Annotated in this window: 20 protein-coding genes, 3 tRNA genes and 1 pseudogene; 6 read left to right on the forward strand and 18 right to left on the reverse strand. The window is 62.6% G+C overall.

All coding sequences use genetic code 11. The features are described 5' to 3' along the window. Positions 1–18: 18 nt before the first annotated feature. Positions 19–762 carry a Crp/Fnr family transcriptional regulator gene (locus C725_RS09830; protein WP_008602499.1) on the forward strand — a complete coding sequence of 248 codons (744 nt, stop codon included), beginning with the start codon at positions 19–21 and terminating at the stop codon, positions 760–762. Positions 763–776: 14 nt separating this feature from the next. Here C725_RS09830 and C725_RS09835 read toward each other — a convergent pair whose 3' ends face one another. From C725_RS09835 to C725_RS09860, 6 genes are all read right to left on the reverse strand, one after another. Next, positions 777–1,985: a polysaccharide pyruvyl transferase family protein gene (locus tag C725_RS09835; RefSeq protein ID WP_008602500.1), complete on the reverse strand. Its 1,209-nt coding sequence runs from the start codon at positions 1,983–1,985 to the stop codon at positions 777–779. Positions 1,986–2,017: 32 nt separating this feature from the next. Next, positions 2,018–2,092 (reverse strand) — tRNA-Ile (locus C725_RS09840). A gap of 63 nt (positions 2,093–2,155) precedes the next feature. After that, positions 2,156–3,172 (reverse strand): polysaccharide deacetylase family protein, encoded by a 1,017-nt coding sequence (locus C725_RS09845; RefSeq protein WP_008602501.1) that lies wholly within the window; start codon positions 3,170–3,172, stop codon positions 2,156–2,158. A 289-nt stretch (positions 3,173–3,461) separates the two neighbouring features. Continuing rightward, complete coding sequence (locus C725_RS09850) at positions 3,462–4,424, reverse strand: LysR family transcriptional regulator (RefSeq protein WP_008602502.1); 963 nt, start codon at positions 4,422–4,424, stop codon at positions 3,462–3,464. A gap of 59 nt (positions 4,425–4,483) precedes the next feature. Further along, complete coding sequence (gene trxB, locus C725_RS09855) at positions 4,484–5,455, reverse strand: thioredoxin-disulfide reductase (protein ID WP_008602503.1); 972 nt, start codon at positions 5,453–5,455, stop codon at positions 4,484–4,486. Between the two features lie 62 nt (positions 5,456–5,517). Continuing rightward, positions 5,518–6,690 (reverse strand): sensor histidine kinase, encoded by a 1,173-nt coding sequence (locus C725_RS09860; protein WP_038282776.1) that lies wholly within the window; start codon positions 6,688–6,690, stop codon positions 5,518–5,520. Positions 6,691–7,208: 518 nt separating this feature from the next. Between C725_RS09860 and C725_RS09865 the strand changes: the two genes are divergently transcribed. Continuing rightward, positions 7,209–7,685 (forward strand): Lrp/AsnC family transcriptional regulator, encoded by a 477-nt coding sequence (locus tag C725_RS09865; RefSeq protein ID WP_008602507.1) that lies wholly within the window; start codon positions 7,209–7,211, stop codon positions 7,683–7,685. Positions 7,686–7,708: 23 nt separating this feature from the next. On the opposite strand, the gene C725_RS09870 is transcribed toward C725_RS09865, so the two are convergent. Both C725_RS09870 and C725_RS09875 read right to left on the reverse strand, forming a co-directional pair. Further along, on the reverse strand, positions 7,709–8,167 hold the full coding sequence (locus C725_RS09870; protein WP_008602508.1) for a hemerythrin domain-containing protein: 459 nt from the start codon (positions 8,165–8,167) through the stop codon (positions 7,709–7,711). 89 nt (positions 8,168–8,256) lie between these two features. Next, positions 8,257–8,332: transfer RNA gene (locus C725_RS09875), tRNA-Val, on the reverse strand. Between the two features lie 162 nt (positions 8,333–8,494). On the opposite strand from C725_RS09875, the gene C725_RS09880 reads away from it, so the two are divergent. Beyond that, positions 8,495–8,950, forward strand: coding sequence for a peptidylprolyl isomerase (locus tag C725_RS09880; RefSeq protein ID WP_008602509.1), 456 nt, complete (start codon positions 8,495–8,497; stop codon positions 8,948–8,950). Here C725_RS09880 and C725_RS09885 read toward each other — a convergent pair. The 5 genes from C725_RS09885 to clpX form a co-directional block, all read right to left on the reverse strand. Further along, positions 8,947–9,762, reverse strand: a complete 816-nt coding sequence (locus C725_RS09885) for a sulfotransferase domain-containing protein (protein ID WP_149864631.1) — start codon at positions 9,760–9,762, stop codon at positions 8,947–8,949. The genes C725_RS09880 and C725_RS09885 overlap by 4 nt on opposite strands. Positions 9,763–10,042: 280 nt before the next feature. After that, a tRNA-Val gene (locus C725_RS09890) sits at positions 10,043–10,117 on the reverse strand. Between the two features lie 140 nt (positions 10,118–10,257). Further along, positions 10,258–10,530, reverse strand: coding sequence for an HU family DNA-binding protein (locus C725_RS09895; RefSeq protein ID WP_008602511.1), 273 nt, complete (start codon positions 10,528–10,530; stop codon positions 10,258–10,260). A gap of 93 nt (positions 10,531–10,623) precedes the next feature. Further along, a complete protein-coding gene (gene lon, locus C725_RS09900; RefSeq protein ID WP_008602512.1) occupies positions 10,624–13,023 on the reverse strand; it encodes an endopeptidase La in 2,400 nt (799 codons plus the stop codon). Positions 13,024–13,239: 216 nt separating this feature from the next. Further along, on the reverse strand, positions 13,240–14,547 hold the full coding sequence (clpX, locus tag C725_RS09905; RefSeq protein ID WP_008602513.1) for an ATP-dependent Clp protease ATP-binding subunit ClpX: 1,308 nt from the start codon (positions 14,545–14,547) through the stop codon (positions 13,240–13,242). A 292-nt stretch (positions 14,548–14,839) separates the two neighbouring features. On the opposite strand from clpX, the gene C725_RS09910 reads away from it, so the two are divergent. Then, positions 14,840–15,286: a PilZ domain-containing protein gene (locus C725_RS09910; protein ID WP_276324527.1), complete on the forward strand. Its 447-nt coding sequence runs from the start codon at positions 14,840–14,842 to the stop codon at positions 15,284–15,286. Here the strand turns inward: C725_RS09910 and lipA are convergent. Beyond that, positions 15,219–16,124, reverse strand: a complete 906-nt coding sequence (gene lipA / locus C725_RS09915) for a lipoyl synthase (RefSeq protein ID WP_008602514.1) — start codon at positions 16,122–16,124, stop codon at positions 15,219–15,221. The genes C725_RS09910 and lipA overlap by 68 nt on opposite strands. 55 nt (positions 16,125–16,179) lie before the next feature. Between lipA and C725_RS09920 the strand changes: the two genes are divergently transcribed. Beyond that, complete coding sequence (locus C725_RS09920) at positions 16,180–16,815, forward strand: carbonic anhydrase (RefSeq protein ID WP_008602515.1); 636 nt, start codon at positions 16,180–16,182, stop codon at positions 16,813–16,815. A gap of 41 nt (positions 16,816–16,856) precedes the next feature. On the opposite strand, the gene C725_RS15810 is transcribed toward C725_RS09920, so the two are convergent. Then, positions 16,857–17,423, reverse strand: a complete 567-nt coding sequence (locus C725_RS15810) for a DUF4142 domain-containing protein (RefSeq protein WP_008602516.1) — start codon at positions 17,421–17,423, stop codon at positions 16,857–16,859. A gap of 171 nt (positions 17,424–17,594) precedes the next feature. Between C725_RS15810 and C725_RS16985 the strand changes: the two are divergent. Beyond that, positions 17,595–17,822 (forward strand): annotated as a pseudogene (locus tag C725_RS16985) (GFA family protein); the annotation flags it as partial. 204 nt (positions 17,823–18,026) lie between these two features. Here C725_RS16985 and lpdA read toward each other — a convergent pair. Genes lpdA through C725_RS09945 form a run of 3 tightly spaced genes read right to left on the reverse strand, consistent with a single transcriptional unit; the run spans position 18,027 to position 21,296 of the window. After that, positions 18,027–19,448 carry a dihydrolipoyl dehydrogenase gene (gene lpdA, locus C725_RS09935; RefSeq protein WP_008602518.1) on the reverse strand — a complete coding sequence of 474 codons (1,422 nt, stop codon included), beginning with the start codon at positions 19,446–19,448 and terminating at the stop codon, positions 18,027–18,029. 31 nt (positions 19,449–19,479) lie between these two features. After that, on the reverse strand, positions 19,480–19,839 hold the full coding sequence (locus C725_RS09940) for an acyl-CoA thioesterase (RefSeq protein WP_051051333.1): 360 nt from the start codon (positions 19,837–19,839) through the stop codon (positions 19,480–19,482). Positions 19,840–19,898: 59 nt separating this feature from the next. Next, a complete protein-coding gene (locus C725_RS09945) occupies positions 19,899–21,296 on the reverse strand; it encodes a pyruvate dehydrogenase complex dihydrolipoamide acetyltransferase (RefSeq protein ID WP_008602521.1) in 1,398 nt (465 codons plus the stop codon). Positions 21,297–21,300 lie beyond the last annotated feature (4 nt).

A 21,300-nucleotide genomic window follows, 5' to 3' on the forward strand; every position in this document is an offset into this window, starting at 1 on the left:
ATTGGGAAAGGATCATTCATGGCGGAAAGCTGCTTTCTGGCCAAGTTGAAGCATTATATCGAGCTTACGGAAAGCGAGAAGAGCGCCCTGCGAACCTTGGAAGAGCCCCCGAAGGCGTTTGCCGCCGGAAGCGTGATCTACGAGGAGCAGGAAAGTCCTGCCGGTAATCTCTATCTCGTGGATGAGGGCCGCCTGCACAGTTCCACCGCTCTTGCCGATGGCAGCCGCGCGATCCTGCGGATCTATTATCCCGGCGACATCATCGGTGTGAACAGCATCGCCTTCGAACGCTCCGCGACGACGACCGTGACCTCCGTTCCGACGGGGCTGTGCAAGTTTCCGCGCTCGCGCCTTGCCGAAGTTTTCGAGAATCACCCCCGCCTTGCCACCCTCTTCTACGCGCTCGCGGCTCTTGAGAATGTGGCCTTGCAGGACCGGCTGAAGTCCATTGGACGGACGGATGGAAAGTCGCGGATCGCGGCGCTGATCATGGATGTGCTCTCGCGCCTCAGGACGACCAGCCCGGATATGCCGCCGACGGTCAATCTGATGATGACGCAAGGCGATATCGGCGACGCGGTCGGATTGACGAACGTGCATGTTCACCGCTGCCTGAAGGAACTTGCCGATGAAGGCTTTATCCGCAGACATGGTTCAGAGATCACCGTCCTTCGGGAAGAAGAACTGGTCGAGCGGGCGCACTTCATCAACCGGTACCGATCGATCGACACCAGCTGGTTTCCGCCGCCGGCCGCCGGCTGAGGCATCGGCCAAAATTATTGGCGGGGCACGAAGGCCAGGTTTCGCGATGTCAGCACCCTGATCTGCGGCAATGCGGTGGTGACACGGTTGCGCAGTTCCGGCGCCTCTGCCGCCAGCATATCAAGCACCGGTCGGAGAGCGCCCTTTTCCGACATGCGGGCCGGGGACAGGCACAAGGGCTGCGCATCCAGCCCGAAATGCTGGTAAAGGCCTTCGAACTTCCCCTGATAGGCCGCCGCCGCAGAGGGCGTGCCGCCGCCCAGCGCGGCGATGGCGACATGCATGCGGCCCGTGAACAGGAAATCGAGGTCGGCGCACAGGGCCTTCACATCCCATGCCGCCAGAGAGGATCCGAGCAGATGACAGCGCGCCGCCGCCTCGTCCGGCAGCGAGGCCATCAGGCTTGCCAGCAAACCGATATCCCCCTGCCCTTCGCCGCGAACATCATGCGGAATCAGCAGACAGGAATAATCGGGGTGGTCCAGCAGCCATCCGCCGAGGTCCGTCGACAGGGCCGGAAGCAGCGTATCTCCAGCGCTTTCAGCCACATGCGAACTGATGTTGAACCCCATGACGGACTGCCCGCGCCCACGTTCGGCCTCCAGCCATTTCGAACCGGCACGGCCGGCCGGGGACGTAATCTCCGGCCTCAGCCCGAACGCGAAATCCGCCGTCAGGACGCCGCTGCGCCCCGTTGCGCGTTCGAACCTCTCAAGCGACACCGCATCGCGAAGATAGAAACCGGTATCGGTCAGCGCCGCCACCTGCTTCAGCAGCTGGGCATGCGGGGTTTCGGAAACGCTGAAACCGGCAAAGCGCGTGCCGAGGCCGGCCTTCGCCAGCCGGCCCATGACCTCTCCCCAATATTCGACCTTCGCGTGGCCGTAGACGCCGTCCACCGTGTCCGCGCCGATGATGACCGCATGTTCGCTTTCGCGCACGATACGCCGCATCGCGAGGGCCCCGGCGAGGCCGTAGCTGCGCAGTTCCAGATGATCGGACGGCGTGCGAACCTCGATGGGCGCCCAGCCCCCCAGCCGAACCAGCAGAGGCCGATATCCCATCTCCGCGGCCAGCGCCGCCGCCGAATCGACAAGCGCCTGATCACCCAGGCTGCCGGCGCTCGCCGGCACGAAAATCGCCAGTTTGCGGCGCGGGCCCGCCCCTATCCGGGCCGAGGCTTGCAGTGCGCTCCCTACAGCGCGCTTCGCGATGTTCAGCATGCGCGTTCGTCCTCGCCCTCGATCATGTTTGCTGGTGGGCCCGGAGGGATTCGAACCCCCAACCAAGCCGTTATGAGCGGCCAGCTCTACCATTGAGCTACAGGCCCCACCGGGCCGCTTCCTCTACGGGTCGGCGGGGAGGCGTTCAAGCGTGCGCGTGCGCTGAGCCTTCAAGCGCGTGCCGCGAGGCGGCGGGCGGGCCGATCGCTTTCGCAGGCGCTGATGAACGCGTCGATACCGATTGGCGCCGCGCCCCTTGCCAGAAGATGTTCGAAAACCGCCTCGAACCAGGCATAGAACGCCTTCAGATCGGCGGCGTCGCGAACATAGGGCGTATGCCCGGGTTCGACCGAGGGCGAGTGAAAGGAGATGGAAATCAGCGGCGCACCTTCGTTCAGCAGCAAGTCCGCCGCGCGCACGGCATCCGCGGCAGGAATGCCCTCCGGCGTCAAGGCGATCCGGCTCAGAAGCCGGCCGCGTGACAGGAACCCGTTCAGATGCGGAACGCGGTTGGCGGCGCGAAACAACCCCTCCCCCGCACGCCGCAAGCTGCCTGTGAACGTGGTGCTGAGCGGCAGTTCCAGAAGACGCCGCTCCGGTCCGGTCCAATACGGGCGTGGATCGATGCGTCGAAAATCCGGCCCGCCCTCCTCCGAATAATCGAAATAGGGCCGCACCGACGCATCGAGTTTGTAACCGAGTTCGTCGAGCAGCGCCTCCGTATTCGGCCCGACCCCGTAGCGCCCGGCGCGGTAGACGATCGGTGCCTCGCCAAAACCGGAGGCGATCGCTTCGGTCAGCGATGCGATCTTCGCACGTTCCAACTCTCGCGGCAGATTACCGACAAAGCTGTTCCGCGCATCGACGCGCTCGATGAAGGGAGGATTGACCCACGGGTGCAGCTGTGCACCGATGGTCGTGCCGCCAGCCGCCTTGAAGCCGCCCAGCACGTCGACCGCCGCAGCGTCCGTCGCCACAGGATAGTCGATCATGTAAGCCGGCTCCGCGCCGTAGCTGCGCATCAACTCGTGAACGCGGGGAAGCGCGCCGACCGTGCGCACGCTGGTGGAATCACGGCGGCGCGGCTGGCTCCAGTCGAACTCTTCCTCGGTATCCACGAAGACCAGGAAGCGCTGACCGAAATCCTCGGGCAGCCGGACATAATGTTCGGCTTGGGGCGAAAACATTCCCATCTTCTAGGCGATGGGCGTGCGCACCGGAAGAGCCGCACGGCGATTTCGCACCGCTTTCATGTCGTCGGGAGATGAGGGGGGCTCCCGGCTTGGGGAGGGAGGGAGGAAATAAGCCGGGAGCCCGATCATCGAATATCCGCGGGGAGGAGGAGCGGATTTCGAAGTCTGCGCTGGGGCGGTGCCCCGCGCTGGTGAACTCTATTTGCGCCCTCGCGACATTTTTGTGCAGGGATCAATTCTCGGGGGCAGCCATGCGTGCGGGGCATGGCTGCGAGGGCGGCGTTCAGCGGCCCGACGCGGCCACTCGGCCGATCCCTCTATCGACCGGCACTTCATGCGCCTCGAGGTCCAAGGGATCGCTCTTCATGCGCGCTTCCAGAAAGTCGCGCAGCACATTAACCCGGATGGATCCGCGCAGTTCCTCGGGATAGACGAAATACATGCGCGAGACCGGACCGAGTTCATTCGGAAGAATGGTCTGCAGCCGCCCCTGCGCAGCGCGAATCAAATAGCTTGGCAGCGCCGCAATTCCCGCGCCGTTCTCGACCGCCTGCGCAAGCCCGTAGATACTGTTGACCGTCAGGCAGGGAACGCGCGGTGCGCCGGTATTGCCAACCTCCAATATCCAATTCACGCCCTGGATAGGTCCGGGCGCGGGTTCGCCGAAAGCAACCAACCGGTGGCGCGACAGGTCGGCGGCGCTTTCCGGCATGCCCTCCCGCTCGAGATAGGCGGGTGCGGCGCAGAGCCGGTAGCGGACCGCTTCCAGCCGCTTGGAAATCAGGCCCTGCTGCGCGGGCGCGGCAAACCGAATCGCGACTTCCGCCTCCCGGCGCGCAAGATCCAGATCCTCGTCGCTCAGCAGCAAGTTGACGCCAATGTCGGGATACTGCGCCATGAAGTCCGGAAGCGCGCGCGCAAGCCAGGTCGAACCGAAACTGACGGTCGTGGTTATCCGGATTTCGCCCGTGGGCCGGCCGAGCGACTGCTCAATCGACTGGCGGGTACGCTCGATCCGGTCCCAGGTTTCCGCCGCCGCCGCCTCGAGCTGTTCGCCCTCATGCGTCAGGGCGAGGCCGCGCGCATGGCGATGAAACAGCTTCGCCCCCAGTGCATCTTCAAGACTGGCAATCTGCCGCGACAAGGCGGGCTGGCTCGTCCCAAGGCGGCGCGCCGCCTCGGTAAAACTTCCTGCTTCGGCCGTTGCGTGAAACAGGCGCAACCGGTCCCAATCGAATGCGCTCACGGTTCCTCCCCTTGGCGCCTGGTGCTTCCGCGTCCGAACCGGCGCGGGATGTTCCGAAACTATTCGGCCGCGATCCGTTCCTCCCCGGCCACGTCCTGAGCGGCCAGGAAGCGCTCTGCCTCCAGCGCGGCCATGCATCCCATACCGGCGGCCGTAACGGCCTGGCGGTAGACATGGTCCTTCACATCTCCGGCGGCGTAAACCCCAGGCCGGCTGGTCGCGGTCGAATCGGGTTTACACAGGATATAGCCGTCCGCGTCCATCTCCAGCTGCCCCGCAAAAAGCTGGGTCGCGGGATCGTGACCGATTGCGATGAACAGTCCATCGATCTGCAACTCCCGGTCCGGTGCTCCATTGGTGCCCGATAGCTTCACGCCCGTCACGCCGAGCGGATCCTCCTCACCCAGAACCTCGCCCACCGTCGCATTCCAAACGCATTCCACCTTCTCGTTCGCCATCAACCGACCTTGGTTGACCTTGTCCGCGCGCAGTTCATCCCGGCGATGAATCAAATAGACCTTGCTTGCGAAATTGGTGAGGAACAGCGCCTCCTCGACAGCCGTATTGCCGCCGCCGACCACCGCCACCGTTTTGCCCCGGTAGAAAAAGCCGTCGCAAGTCGCGCAGGCTGACACGCCAAAGCCGCGGAATTTCGTTTCGCTGTCGATGCCGAGCCAGCGCGCTTGCGCGCCCGTCGAGATGATGACCGTGTCCGCGATCAACTCACCACCCGATTCAAGCGACAAAACATAGGGGCGGCTCGAGAAATCCACTTTGGTCACGATATCGTCCCGAATATCCGTGCCAAGCGCGCGCGCCTGCGCCTCCATTTTTTCCATCAAGTCGGGCCCCATGATGGAGGTTTCGCCAGGCCAGTTTTCAACGTCGGTGGTTATGGTCAGCTGACCGCCAGGCTGCAGGCCGCGCACGAGAACCGGATCGAGCGCGGCGCGGCTGGCGTAGACGGCCGCTGTGTATCCCGCCGGTCCGGATCCGATGATCGCAACTCGTACCGTTTCGCTCTTCGCCATGAATCCCGCTTTCCTGCTCGCATTCGTGTATCACCCAGCGATGTAGGGAAAGTCAGCGGATTTTACGAGGCCTCGCGGCAATCGCCCTCGGTGCGCGCAGAAACCCTCAGCAGAAAGCTGCCAGGCTCGATGCAGAGTTCTCCGCCGCTCCGGTCCAGAAGCTGCCGGACGAGCTTGAGAGCGAAGGAGAGCCCCAGCTGCGGCGTGCTTCCCTGCCCGTGCGAGACTATGGGACCGCCGATCAGGGAGGCTGCACTGCGCCCTGTCAGCGACGGCGGCATCGCAATGCGTATTCCCGCCGGCTCCTCAACCACGCTCAGACTTTCGCCCGGCCGAAGCAGGGACACCATGACAGATGTCAGGCGGCGTAGCGCACGCAGCAACGCATCACCGTCCGCGCGGAAGTTGGATATTCCGCCCGTACGAAAATCGGCGAGCAACCCTCGCGAGGCGATATCGTCCGCATAGTCCGACTTCAGCGATTCGATCAGGCTGGATGCGGGAACAAGCTCGCCTCCGGTTTCCGAAGTGGCTCCCCGCTGTAACGCGGCCGCGTCGCCAAGCGCATCGACGATGGAAAGCAGCTGCCCGGCATCGCGGATGATCGCTTTCGCATCGCTGCGCAAGGGGGCAGGTGCAGGCCCCAGCACCTCCCGCTCGATCATTTGCGCATAGCCGAGGATCGCGTTCAGCGGCGTCAGGATTTCATGTGCCGCCTCTGCCACATGCTCCGGTTGCAAGCCCAGCATATCGAACTGGCGCTCGACGGAAATCCGCCCGACATATCCCAGGAATGCGCCTGTTCGTTGCGCGAAAACCGGTGTGCCGGACAGGGTCAGCACTTCGCCGTCCACGCGAAATCGTTCGCCGCTCAAGGGCTGATGAGCCGCGATCTTCGCAAGAACACGGTCGGTTTCAGCGAACGCAAGGAGCGTTAGCCTATCGAAGCGGTCCGCCGCGATGAGCTGCGGTGTCTGCGTAAAGATCCCGCGCGCGTTCGTTTTCCAAGCCAGCTCGGACGCCGGCTCCCCTTCATCCACAGGGCTCAGTTGCCGGCGAACCTTGTCGATCCGATCTATGAGCACCGCGAGCCGTTCTGCGCCTTCCCGCATCGCTGGCATTGCCGAATCCGAAATCGTGCCGGACTGCGGTCGCCTTATCCTTTCGTTCATTACAGGAGCTTCCAGCGCGAGGCGCTGGGCATCGGCATCGGAAGAGAAAAGCTGCGATGGCATGGAGGCTGGTGTGAACGAAGGATTGGAAATATCCTCTTGCGGCAGAGGGAGATCGCCCGCCGTGGCGGCATAGCCGGTGTAATCCGTTCGGTCACGCCCCCTCCCCGCCGCCAAACGTCTGCCAACAGCATCCATACCATAGCGTTTCGCCAAGGCAACAAATCGGTGCCGCTGAGAGTCGTCGAGCGTTCGGCAGAGTCGCACGAGCGTGCGAAGCGCTGCGAAACGGTTGTGCGCCAGTCGCATTTCCAGGAGCGAGACTGCGATCTGCCCAACGCGCCTAACCGCCACCAACGAATCGTCAGCTTTTCCCGATGACGGCATAGCGGCCGTCCAGTTCAAGATCGTCGAAAGGCGTTGGTCGCGATACATACGGGATTGCTATATCGTTTGCGTGAGAAAATCTTTAACCCTTCGGCCAGACTACAGATTTTCCCCTCTCCGCAATTGCTCTGACGCGTAATTTTCTGCTACTGGCGACTTCCGACCGTTTTCGCCCGTTTCAGTTTGGAGACATGATGGGAAACAATCCCCGCTTCTTGGATGACATTGATCGCGAGATTCTGCGCCGTCTGCAGGACGATGGCCGCATGACGAATGTCGAACTGGCAGCACATGTCGGGCTGACAGCGCCCCCTTGTCTGCGGCGGGTCCGCGGCCTGGAGGAAAGCGGCGTGATCAATGGTTATCACGCCGACATCGATGCGGAGGCGCTCGGCTATTCGATCACCGTCTTCGCCATGGTCAGCCTGAAGAGCCAGGCAGAATCGGATCTGAGGGCGTTCGAAGACTATGTCGCGGATCTGGCACCGGTTCGCGAGTGCCATATGCTGAATGGGGAAATCGACTTCATCCTGAAAATCGTCGCCCGCGATCTTCGCAGCTTTCAGCAGTTCTTGACTGGGGCGCTAACATCGGCGCCGAACGTAGAACATGTGAAGACGTCCCTGACGATTCGAACGTCGAAACAGCAGCCCGGGGTGCCCGTCGAATAGGACCGGCACACCGACGAACAGGATCAGGCCGCATCCTCCTGTTCTTTTTTCTCGGCTGGTTTGCGCTTCGAGAATTTCTCGCCGAGTTCTTCTCGCTTCTGCTCGGAAAATTTCTCTTTCGCAGCGGCGAAGGTTTCTTCTTCCTCTTCGTCGATATGATGATGATAGCGGTGGTTCAACTTCTTGAACGTCGCGATCCAGCCGGGTGAGGACATGTCCGTATCCTGCAACTCCTCGATGTAATCCTCGATTTCCTTATGCTCTGCGGTGGAATGGCTCCCCTCGTCCGAAAGATCGGGATCGTTCAGCATGGCGGCATATAGCGACTGTTCTTCCGCCTTCGCGTGGGCGACCGCATCCTCCGCAAACGCCTTGAAGAGGGCTTTACGCTCATCGCTGTCGCCCTGGGTATCGGTAAGTTTCCGCAGCAGATCGCGGTGTTTGTCGTGATCCTGCTTCAAGAGGTCGAAAATATCGGCCATCGCAAAGAGCCCTCCTCGTCAGTTCGTTCGAGAACCCTACGCACGAAGGAGGCAGCCGGTTGCGCGGAGATCATGCCGCTCGCCGGTTCTGGTGGGCGGTGACGGGCTCGAACCGCCGACCCTCTCGGTGTAAACGAGATGCTCTACCAACTGAGCTAACCGCCCGATGCCGGGAATGGCCGCGCTTCTGCCGCGCATTGCAGCGTTTTTCAAGCCGCGAACGTCGCAGGTGCTCGCATAGAATGCAGGAAGCACTCGCGGTTGGCGAGCCTCGACGGTGCCGCTAGGGCGGGGGCAATCCAATCAAACCGAAAAGGAACCGTTTTCATGGCTGAAGCCAAAACCCTCATCATGTCGCTTGACGATGGCGACGTTTACATCCGCCTGCGGCCGGACCTTGCCCCCAATCACGTAGAACGGATTGCCGAACTTGCTGAATCGGGCTTCTACGACGGCGTCGTTTTTCACCGCGTGATCCCGGGCTTTATGGCGCAGGGCGGGGATCCGACCGGCACGGGCATGCACGGCAGCGACAAACCGGACCTGAAGGCCGAATTCAACTCCGAACCGCATGTCCGCGGCACCTGTTCGATGGCGCGTACGCAGGATCCGAACTCGGCAAACAGCCAGTTCTTCATCTGCTTCGAGGATGCCGAATTTCTTGACGGCCAATATACCGTCTGGGGCCAGGTCACGGAGGGCATGGAACATGTCGATGCGCTTCCGAAAGGCGAGCCGCCCGCCGAGCCCGGCAAGATCAAGACGATGACGGTGAAGCGCTAAGGCGCTTCGGGCTCGCCGGTCGGGACATACCCGTACCGTGCGAGATCGATATTGAGGAGGCGCGCCGCGCGGCGGTTCGTCTCCTCATAAGATCGGAGGATCATTTCGGAAATTTCTGGTCGCAAGCGGATCTGCGACGGCGCGGTGTATTTCCGTCTCAGATATGCCAGCGGCTCCCGCAAAAGGTCGAGGCGCGAGATCCCCTCCGAAAGCCGATTGAAACGCCGCGCCTGCCAAAGATCCTGCTCCAGCCGCCGAACGTTCGCTTGGCGCCCCTCGTGGAGAAGCGTTTCGATCAGCACATCTGCACTGCAAGGCTCCTGCCCCAAAAAGGACATCAGTCCTTCGAGAAATGGGCGCGGATCGTGCCGCAATTCTTCGTAGGGACGCATGAAGAGCCCAGCCGGTCCGACAATGTCCAGAAGGCCGGCGGCAAGATCGCCATACTCCCAAGCCATACCCCGGCGATAGCGCTCGTCATGAGGGTCGCACATCGAGCGGGCGAACGCTTCGAAATCCGCTTGTCCGGCCTTCAACTTGGCATCGCTTCTCTGTACGTAGCCGGACATAAGCCGCGTACTCTGCCGCCGGATAAGACAGAGGATGCGAACCGCATCGAATCGCGATCGCGCCATCTCCACAATTGCGCGCAGATGCGGCAGCACCTCTGCGGCGCCCCGGAAATTGCCGAAGAACATCTCATCGCTGACGAGGCGAGATCGGGAAGAACCGGTGCCAAGAAGCGCCGGCTCGAGCTCCGCTTTGTGCTTGGTCCACAGAATCGGCGAGCGCGCGGTAATCTGCTCGGCCAATCGTCCGTCTCCGCTGCGCCGCGCATCATGATTTCGATAATTCGAAACCCGGGGCAGCAACGCGACATCCAATCCCGACAAACGCGGAAAAACGTCGTTCTGCAGGAATGTACTTGCTGTCTTGGGTTGGCCGATATGAAGATAGAGGCAGCGCATCGTACATCCCCGATACAACCGTTCCGGTCGCAAACGGCAGCAGATCTTTTCGGGCTCCTCTCCTGCCTCGGCGAGAAGGAAGACCGCTAATCCGGCCGGTCATTCGACCTAAGCCCCGTGCGCATGGTGGGCGCGGCTGGGTTCGAACCAGCGACCCCTGCCGTGTGAAGGCAGTGCTCTACCGCTGAGCTACGCGCCCGGTTCCGCAAGCATAATCCGCTGCGGCTCCGAAGGCCGGTGCTATAGAACCCGCACCGGGCGCCGTCCAGACTGGAATTGGGAGAAAGAGCCCATCCCTCCCCGGATATGCCCCTTCCCCGCCAGATCGTTCGGGTCGCGCTAGTTGACCGCGTCCTTCAGGCCCTTGCCGGCCTTGAACTTCGGCTGGTTGGAAGCCTTGATTTCCATCGGTTCGCCTGTGCGCGGATTGCGACCCGTCGAAGCCTTCCGCTCTGCAGTCGAAAACGTGCCAAAGCCAACGAGGCGAACCTCGTCCCCCTTCTTCAGCGCTCCTTCGATGGTGGTAAACACCGCTTCGACAGCCTTGCTCGCATCGCCTCGGCTGATGTCCGCAGTGTCTGCGACAGAAGCGATAAGTTCCTGCTTGTTCATCAATACTCCCCTTTTTGGTGTCTCGCGGCCGTCCGCCGAGAGTGCACTAAATAACCGCGCGACTGGAGAGTCAAAGGGATTCCCGGCCCATATCTACATGATAGGGGCGCGGGGCTCGTCATTTCCCATGGCGTGCGGGTCGGGTTCGGTCGCGACGACATCGGGTTCCGACCAGTCGATCGGTTCCAGTTCCTTCGTCAACGCCAGACGCAGAACCTCGTCGACATGGCTGACCGGATGAATCTCGAGACCACCGGTGATGTTGTCGGGAATCTCGGCAAGATCCTTCTCATTCTCCGCCGGAATCAGCACTGTCTTGATGCCGCCGCGCAGAGCCGCGAGCAGCTTTTCCTTGAGACCGCCGATCGGCAGGACGCGGCCACGCAGCGTCACCTCGCCTGTCATCGCCACATCCTTGCGCACCGGCACATCGGTGAGGGTCGAGATGATCGCCGTCACCATACCGATACCGGCCGACGGACCGTCCTTCGGCGTCGCTCCCTCCGGAACGTGCACGTGGATGTCGCGACGCGCAAAAATGTCGGGCTTGATACCGTATTCCGGCGAGCGCGCCTTGATGAAGCTGAGCGCGGCCTGAATCGACTCCTTCATCACGTCGCCGAGCTTGCCGGTGGTGCGGATATTGCCCTTGCCGGGCACGGTCACCGCCTCCAGCGTCAGAAGCTCGCCGCCCACCTCGGTCCAGGCCAGTCCCGTCGCGGCGCCGATCTGGTCCTCTTCCTCCGAGACACCGTAGCGGAATTTCCGTACGCCAGCGAACTCATGCAGATTGTCCGGTGTAATGCTGACCGACGTTTCCGCCTGCTCGATGATCTTGCGCAGGGACTTGCGTGCGAGCCGCGCGATTTCCCGTTCCAGCGTCCGAACCCCGGCCTCCCGCGTATAATAGCGAATCAGATCGCGGATGGCGTCCTCGGACAGCGAGAACTCCTCGGCCTTCAGGCCGTGCTCCTCGACCTGTTTTGGAAGGAGGTGCGATTTCGCAATCTCGACCTTCTCATCCTCGGTGTAGCCGGACAGCCGGATGATCTCCATGCGGTCGAGGAGGGGCTGCGGCATGTTCAGCGAGTTCGCCGTCGTCACGAACATGACGTTCGACAGGTCGTAATCGACTTCGAGATAATGGTCGTTGAACTTGGAATTCTGCTCCGGATCCAGAACCTCCAGTAGGGCGGAGGAGGGATCGCCGCGGAAATCCTGTCCCAGCTTGTCGATCTCGTCCAGCAGGAACAGCGGGTTCGAGGTGCCCGCCTTCTTCATGTTCTGCAGAACCTTGCCGGGCATGGAGCCGATATAGGTGCGCCGGTGGCCACGAATTTCGGCTTCATCGCGCACGCCGCCCAGCGACTGGCGAATGAACTTGCGGCCCGTCGCCTTGGCGATCGAACGACCAAGCGAAGTCTTGCCGACGCCCGGAGGACCAACGAGGCAGAGAATCGGCCCCTTGATCTTCTTCGCGCGGCTCTGGACCGCCAGATATTCGACGATGCGTTCCTTGACCTTCTCCAGGCCGTAATGATCGGAATCGAGTACGTCCTGTGCCGCTTTCAAATCCTTCGCAACACGGCTCTTCTTGCTCCACGGCAAGCCCAGAAGAGTATCGAGATAATTGCGCACGACCGTCGCCTCAGCGGACTGGGGCGCCATCGCCTTCAGCTTCTTCAGCTCCGACGTCGCCTTCTCGAGCGCCTCAGCGCTCAGGCGCGTCTTCTGAATCTTCTCTTCCAGCTCGGCAATCTCGTCGCCATCCTCGCCGCCATCACCAAGCTCGCGCTGGATCGCCTTCATTTGCTCGTTGAGATAGTATTCGCGCTGCGTCTTCTCCATCTGACGCTTCACGCGGCCCTTGATCTTCTTCTCGACCTGCAGGACGCCCATCTCGCCCTCCATCATGCCGAGGACCATTTCGAGCCGTTTGGCGGGACTCGGCTCGGAGAGCAGAGCCTGGCGTTCGGCGATCTTCACCGAAAGGTTCGCGGCGATGGCATCGGCCACGCGCGCCGCGTCCTCCATCTGCTGCACCTGGACGACGACTTCCGGCGCGATCTTCTTGTTCAGGCGAACATAATTCTCGAACTGATCCGTGGCCGACTTCTGCAGAGCGGCAAGCTCGGTCTCGTCTGAGTTCTTATCCTCCAGCACCTCAAAAGACGCCTCGAAATAGTCACCGGACGTATCGAGCTCACGAACCCGCGCACGATCCTGCCCCTCGACCAGAACCTTCACGGTGCCATCGGGCAGCTTCAACAGCTGCAGGACGGTCGCGACAGCTCCGACCTCATACAGGTCCGCCTGCTCGGGGTCTTCGACGCCGGCATCTTTTTGCGACACCAGAAGAACATTCTTGTCGTTTTCCATTACCGCTTCGAGAGCGGCCACGGATTTTTCCCGGCCGACGAACAACGGCACGATCATCTGCGGAAACACCACGATATCGCGCAAAGGGAGTACAGGAAGGGTCTGAACGGTCATAAGGACTTTCTCACTATCGCGCGAAGGCTCGGCCACGCGCCGATTTCCTGGAACAGGCTTTCACGGGGAATATGGGGTCGGCGGCGCTGCGCCGCAACATGGCGGCGAGAGTGCGGGTTGTCGCGGGACGCCCGGTCCGCGGGGTCGGCTGCGCCTGTCGCGCCGCCAACGGCATACCCTCGAAGCGCCGCGAACACGGCGCTTCGAGGGACAAAATCAGGCCGCGTCGTCCGCAGCCGCTTTCTTCTTCTTGGCAAAGACACGGACCGGGTCCTTGCGACCTTCGACCACGTCCTTGTCGATATGGATCTCATCCACGTCCGTCAGTGAGGGCAGGTCGAACATGGTGTCGAGCAGGATGCCCTCCATGATCGAGCGAAGGCCGCGCGCGCCGGTCTTGCGCGCGATGGCGCGCCTGGCGACCGCACGCAAGGCATCCTGCGAGAAGGTCAGTTGCACGTCCTCGATGTCGAACAGTTTCTGATACTGTTTGACGAGTGCGTTCTTCGGCTCCGTCAGGATGGTGATCAGCGCATCCTCGTCCAGATCCTCCAGCGTCGCCAGAACCGGCAGTCGGCCGACAAATTCGGGGATCAACCCGTATTTCAGCAGATCTTCCGGCTCGATCTCCCGCAGGATACGCCCAACGCGGCGCTCGTCAGGCGCGGCGACGTGCGCGCCAAACCCGATGGACTTGCCCTGCAACCGGTCGGCGATGATCCGATCCAGGCCCGCAAAGGCGCCGCCACAAATGAACAGGATGTTCGTCGTGTCGACCTGCAGGAATTCCTGTTGCGGGTGCTTGCGGCCGCCCTGCGGCGGAACGGAGGCCGTCGTGCCCTCCATGATCTTCAGAAGGGCCTGCTGCACGCCCTCGCCAGACACATCGCGCGTGATCGAGGGATTGTCCGCCTTGCGGCTGACCTTGTCGATCTCGTCGATATAGACGATGCCGCGCTGCGCGCGTTCGACATTATAGTCCGACGCCTGCAGCAGCTTCAGGATGATGTTCTCGACATCCTCGCCGACATAGCCCGCCTCGGTCAGCGTCGTTGCGTCGGCCATGGTGAAGGGCACATCGAACGTCTTGGCGAGCGTTTGCGCCAGCAGCGTTTTGCCGCAGCCCGTTGGACCGATCAGCAGGATGTTGGACTTGGCGAGTTCGATATCCGCGCCCTTGGCGCCGTGCGCCAGCCGCTTGTAATGGTTGTGAACCGCGACCGACAGGACACGCTTGGCGAAATCCTGACCGATGACATAGTCGTCCAGCGTGTCGCAGATCTGGCGCGGCGTCGGAACGCCCGTCTTGTCCTTGACGAGGCTGGTCTTCGTCTCCTCGCGGATGATGTCGTTGCACAGCTCCACACACTCGTCGCAGATGAAAACCGTCGGCCCGGCAATCAGCTTGCGCACCTCGTGCTGCGACTTGCCGCAGAAGGAGCAGTACAGTGTATTCTTCGAATCGCCGTCGCTACCGCCTTCGCCGGAACCCGATCCGCCGGTGCCACCCGTTAGCTTCGTCATAAAATCCTTTCCGCCGGCGGCCTGTTCGCCGCCCTGCCCAGACAGCCGGGCAGTCTATACGCCTTTCCCGTTGGGGCAATCATTGAAACTCGAAAACCCCGCACCGCCGAGAGCCCGCCTTCTACCGCCACAAATCTAATAAGCGATGAATGGGGATTCCCGGTGATCCCGAAAGGTGGGTGATCGCGGTCGGCCTTGCAAGGGGCGGGATAGGCGCGCATGCCGGTAACGCGCGCTTAAATGTTTCGGCAGTACCAACCGCCCTCGATGTTCAACGCGTAGGCCGATGCCCATGACCCATATTCGCGAAGTCCAGGAAAGAGCGAAGCGGTCGAAGCTGTTGCGTGCCGCCCGCGTCCATGTGCGAGGAACCGAGCATAGCGCCATCCTGCGCGACATCTCCTCGGGCGGAGCGCTCGTTCAGGTCAAGGTCGAGTTCGCACCGGCCGAGCGGGTGGTTCTGGAACTGTCCGATCGGCAACGCCTGACCGGCACCGTCCGCTGGATGGACGGCGACAAAATCGGCATCGAATTCGAGCGCGCGCTGGTCATGGACGGCCTTGAGGCCGTCGTCGCGGCGGTGCGTGAGGAAAAGCCGCAATCCCATGTGCCGTGGAACAGCTACGATCGCGGCCCGGGCCGGGACGTCGAGAAGATCCGCTTGGCCACCGTCAGCGGGCGAGCTGCTTCTCCCGAGCCGCACGAAGGCGGGCGAAATCCTCGCCGGCGTGATAGCTAGACCGCGTTAGGGGTGTCGAGGACACCAACAGAAATCCCTTCGCACGGGCAATGTCGCCATAGCTGGCGAACTGCTTGGGCGTCACGAAGTCGACGACCTTCGCATGGCGCGGCGTCGGCTGGAGATACTGCCCAAGCGTCAAGAAATCGATGCCCGCAGAGCGCATGTCGTCCATGACCTGATGCACCTCGAGCCGGCCTTCGCCCAGCCCCATCATCATGCCGGACTTGGTGAAGATGGAAGGGTCGCGCTGCTTCACGCGCTCCAGCAAGCGCAGCGAATGGTAGTAGCGCGCGCCAGGGCGGATCGTCGGATAAAGCCGCGGAACGGTTTCCAGATTGTGATTGAAGACATCGGGCCGCGCCTCGACGATCGCCTCCATCGCATGGTCCGCCTTGTTGCGGAAATCCGGGGTGAGGATTTCGATGGTCGTCTGAGGCGCATTCTTGCGCAGCGCCTCGATCACCTTCACGAACTGCTGGGCGCCGCCATCCGGCAGGTCGTCCCGGTCGACGGAGGTGATGACGATATGCTCCAGGCCCAGCTCTCCGGCGGCAACGGCGACGTGCTCCGGCTCCAGCGGGTCGACCGGACGCGGCATGCCCGTCTTTACGTTGCAGAAAGCGCAGGCGCGGGTGCAGGTGTCGCCCAGAATCATGACCGTCGCGTGTTTCTGCGTCCAGCACTCGCCGATATTGGGACACGCGGCCTCTTCGCAGACCGTATTGAGGTTCAGCCGGCGCATCAGCTTGCGAGTCTCGGCAAAACCGACCGAGGTGGGGGCCTTGACACGCAGCCAATCGGGCTTGCGGGCGCGGATGGGGGTCATTTCGTTCATACCCTGCCCAGATAGCGGCTGGCGCGCGAGAAACAACTGCGGTAGCCCATCCGGCATGGCAGATTTCCAGACGCTCCTAGAGGGCTATCGCCGCTTTCGCGAAACCGGTTACCCGGCGCAGAAGGCGCGCTACGACGAGCTGGCCTCGGGCCAGTCCCCCGGCACGATGGTCATCGGTTGTTCCGACAGCAGGGTCTCTCCCTCCCTCATTTTCGATGCGGGGCCGGGAGAGATCTTCTCGGTCCGCAATGTCGCCAATCTGGTGCCGCCCTTCGATCCGTCAGGCGGCCTCCATGGCGTGTCCTCCGCCCTCGAATTCGCCGTCACGCAGCTTGAGGTCAGCGACATCTTCGTTCTGGGCCATGGCGGCTGCGGCGGTTGTCAGGCCGCGCTCACGCGGGATTTTCACGGCAACGACCCCGGCGAGGGCTTTTTCATCGCAAGCTGGATCGCACTTCTCGACGAGGCGCGGGCGAAAGTCGTCTCTGAAAAGGGCTCCGATGTCAGCAAGGACGCCCTCCTCGCCCTGGAATATGAAGGGGTGCGGACCAGCCTGAAAAACCTGGAGACGTTCCCTTTCGTCAAGGAACGGCTGGAGGACGGCCGGTTGACGCTGCACGGCGGGCATTTCGCGGTTGCGCACGGACAGCTCTATCTGCTCGGCGAGGACGATCGGTTCGAACCTGCCTGAGGCGGCGCGGCGCGCATGGCACGCGCCGCCCGCCATCACACCTACAGCGCGGCAAGTTCGTCGCGATGATCCTGTAGCATCGGCACCGCCTTGGCCGCCCACTCTTTGAGGGCTGCAACCTCTCCCTCGGCTGCATATTCGGACAGGTCCTCGGCCATGTCTTCATAGCGTTCGCGCGTGCGCTCCAGGTACATGTCGTCGATGCTGCGCGCACCGCGAAGCTGGGCAAAATTGCGTTCATCCTGGTCGCTCAGCACCGTATTGACCTGCAACGCGCCAGCGGCGCCCGCCGCCGCGCTGAGGTCCTGAAGCAGGCTCTGGTTGAACGTGATCGCCTGCTCGGCAAAGGCCTTCACCTCATCGCGGCTGGCCTGTTCGGCGGCGATCTTGGCCATGCCGATTTCCACGGTTCCATCCACGGCGATCTCGTCGATGAACTCCTGCGCGTCCGAGAGCCCCTCTGAATTCTGCACGGCTTCCTCGCGTCGCTCGGCCTGCTGCTCCGCCTTGGCGATCGTTTCCTCCGCGCTGGGTTCGGGCGGCGCCGCCGCCTGCTCGCTGCAAGCCGCCGTGCCGAGAAGTAGTGCCGCGAGAATGAGGGATCGCATCAGAGGTCTCCGTTCAGGTGGGTGCAGAACGGTGAAGCCGTCGCGGCTGTTCCCTTTTCGGTGCGCGAGCGGCAGTATCCGGAGAGCTGATGTCGAAATCATCGGGAGGAGTGCGTATGAAGCCCCCTTCGCTTCCCATAGAGGGCGGATGCCGCTGCGGCCGTTCGGTTTCGCATTTCCGCTGCGCCCCTTTTTACCGGAATTTGCCACTGCTCCGGTTGCCGGCACATGACAGGCGGTGCCTATTCCAGCACCGTGTGCGCGCCGAAAAATGGTGACGAACTTATTGCTGGAAGCACGGTTCTCGGCGGCATGCACGCGGAGAAATCGCAGCATCAGCACTGCGACTGGTGCAAGGGCTGGACCCATACGGTTTTCCAGTCGGACGCTGGTTTTTAAACGTGCGCGGAGGCGCACTGGACTAGCCGAGCTGGTTCGCTCCGTTCATCGAAAGCTCGCTCAGCGAAGCGCTACCCTGGGCCGTCGTCGGCGCCCCGCATCAGTTTCAAAATTTTCCAGATAAGAGCGAATACCCCGCACTGCTGCAGGCCTTCGCCGCCGCCCGAACGGAGCGCCGCCAAGGCGCCCCGCTTGCCTCAGTCGTCAGTAATGAATCGCACGGCCATAGGCGTCGAGAACGCTTTCGTGCATCATCTCCGACAATGTCGGATGGGCGAAGACCGTCTGCATCAACTGTTCCTCCGTCGTTTCGAGCTGACGCGCGACGACAAAGCCCTGGATCAGTTCCGTCACCTCGGCGCCGATCATATGCGCGCCAAGCAGTTCGCCCGTCTCGGCATCGAATATGGTCTTCACCATGCCGTCGGCTTCACCCAGCGCGATGGCCTTGCCATTGCCGACGAAGGGGAACTTGCCCACCTTCAGCTTGCGCCCGGCCTTCTTGGCCGCCGCCTCGGTCATGCCGATGGACGCGATCTGCGGGCGTGCATAGGTGCACCCCGGAATATTGTCATAAGCCATGGGATGCGGCGCGTGGCCCGAACCTTTACCGAGCGCCTCGGCGATCGCCTCCGCAGCGACGACGCCCTCGTGGCTCGCCTTGTGCGCCAGCCAGGGCGGGCCGCAAACGTCGCCGATGGCCCAGATGCCGTCAGCGCCCGTCTTGCCATAGGCGTCGGTCTGGATATGCCCCTTTTCGGTTTTGACGCCGGCGTCCTCCAGGCCAATCTCCTCGCTGTTCGGCGCAATGCCGATGGCGAGAATGACATGGCTAAAATCATGCTGGCTGGCCTTGCCGTCCTTGGCCTTGATAGTCGCCTTCACGCCCTTGTCGGACACGTCGACCTTCTCGACCGACGCCTCGGTCATGATGGTCATGCCATCCTTTTCCAGACGCTTTTTCATATGGGCGGAAATGTCGGCATCCTCCACCGGCACGATGCGGTCGAGCATCTCCACGATGGTGACCTCTGCGCCCATGTCGGCGTAAAAGCTAGCGAACTCGACGCCGATCGCGCCGGAGCCGATGACCAGCAGTTTCTTCGGCATCTCCTCCGGCGTCATCGCATGACGGTAGGTCCAGATGCGCTCACCGTCGGCCTTCAGGTGCGGCAGTTCCCGCGCGCGCGCGCCGGTCGCAATGATAATGTGCTTTGCCGTCAGGTCGCGCGACTTGCCGTCTGCGGTTTTGACCGACAGCCTGCCCTTGCCGGCCAGCTTGCCTGTGCCCTCTACAACGTCGACCTTGTTCTTCTTCATTAGGTGCTTGACGCCGGAATTCAGCTGCCCCGCGACCTGACGCGACCGCTTGACCACCGCGCCAAGATCGGCCGACACGTCCTTTGCCGACAGCCCGTAATCGCCGGCATGGTCCATGTAATGCTTGATTTCGGAGGTGCGTAGCAGCGCCTTGGTGGGAATACAGCCCCAATTCAGGCAGATGCCGCCCAGCTTCTCGCGCTCGACGATTGCCGCTTTCAGGCCCAGTTGCGCTGCCCGGATCGCGGCAACATAACCGCCCGGACCGGAACCGAGGACAATCAGGTCATAACTGTTGTCGGACATTTGGGTCTTCCTTATCTCTCTCGCGAGGGCGCTATTCAGCGGCTTCGCGCAGGCCGGGGAGCGGCGGCACCGGCCGTGAACGGCGGTCTTCGGCAACGGCAACGAAACTGAAGCGCGCCTGGGTTACCTTGTTGCGTTCGTCACTGTGGCGCGCACGGCGCCAGGCCTGCACCTCCACCTGCATGGACGTCCGGCCAACGGCGACCAGTTCGGCATAGACCGACACTTCGTCTCCGACGAATACAGGCCGATGGAACGCCATCTTGTCGGCAGCCACCGTCACGGCGCGGCCATTTGCGTGGCGCGCCGCAACGGCACCCGCGGCGAGGTCCATCTGGCTCATCAGCCAGCCGCCGAAGATATCGCCATAGGGATTGGCGTCAGCCGGCATCGCCGTGACGCGAATGACCGGCTCTCTTTCCGGCGGCAGATCCTCCTTCGGATGGCCGGTCACGCCAGCATGCCCATCGGGTTCTCGACCAGCCGCTTGAACGCCGCCATCAGTTCGGCGCCCGTCGCGCCGTCGATGGCGCGGTGGTCGAAGCTGCCCGTGGCGCTCATGACCGTGGCGATCTGCAAGGCGTCATCGACGACATATGGACGCTTTTCACCAGCGCCGATGGCCATGATCATGCCCTGCGGCGGATTGATGACCGCCTCAAACTGCTTGATGCCATACATGCCCAGGTTCGACAGGCTGGCCGTGCCGCCCTGGAATTCCTCCGGCTTCAGCTTTCCGTCGCGGGCGCGGGACGCGAGGTCCTTCATCTCCTCCGCGATGGTCGACAGGCGCTTCTCGGCGGCATTGCGGATGATCGGCGTGATCAGCCCGCCCTCCAGCGCGACGGCGACGGACACGTCGACGCGGCTGTATTTCACCAGATTATCGCCGGCGAACTGCACGTTTGCGTTCGGCACCTCGTCAAGCGCGACAGCCAGTGCCTTCACGATCAGATCGTTCACCGACAGCTTCACGCCCTTGTCCTGCAGCCCGGCATTCAGCTGCGACCGCAGCTTCAGCAGCGCGTCGAGATTGCAGTCCACCGTCAGGTAGAAATGCGGAACCGTCTGCTTCGATTCGGTCAGGCGGCGCGCCGTGACCTTGCGCACGTTCGACAGTTTTTCGGTCTCATGCGGCGCGTCAGCGGCGGCCTCCGTATAGGCCGGAGCCGGGGCGGCAGGCGCAGCGCCCTTGCCGGCAGCCTTCTCCGCCGGTGCGGCTTTCCCCGCCTCCGCAGCCTTCGCCTCGCCCGCCTTAGCATTCTCGACGTCTGCCTTGACGATCCGACCCTTCGGACCAGAGCCTTTCACGCTCGACAAATCGATGCCCCGGGCATCAGCAATGCGCCGTGCCAGCGGGGTCACGTTCAGCCGTTCTCCGTCCGCAGTCGGAGCAGGTCCAGCCGGCGGCAAGTCGCCGCCGCCGCGCGATGCGGGCGCCGAATCGCGGCCATATCCCTTGTCCGTTTCCTTCGGAGCGGACGCGGCCTTCGGCGGCGGCGCCTTCTCCTCATCCTTCGTCGGCTCGTCTTCCTCCCGGGCCTCGCCCTTCGGCTCCTCTGTCTTGTCGGACTTCGCCGGCGCCTCGACGCTTGAAATATCCTCGCCCTCTTCGGCCAGCATGGCGATGGGCGTGCCGACGGCGACCTCTTCCGTGCCTTCCTGCACCAGGATCTTGGCGATGGTGCCAGGATCCACGGCTTCGAATTCCATCGTCGCCTTGTCGGTCTCGATTTCCGCGATCAGATCGCCGGGCTCGACGGTGTCGCCCTCCTTCACAAGCCATTTGGCGAGCGTGCCGACCTCCATCGTCGGCGACAGGGCGGGCATGGTGAGTTCGGTGGCCATGGGG

This window comes from Pacificimonas flava (assembly GCF_000342165.1).
GTDB classification, from domain to species: Bacteria; Pseudomonadota; Alphaproteobacteria; order Sphingomonadales; family Sphingomonadaceae; genus Pacificimonas; species Pacificimonas flava.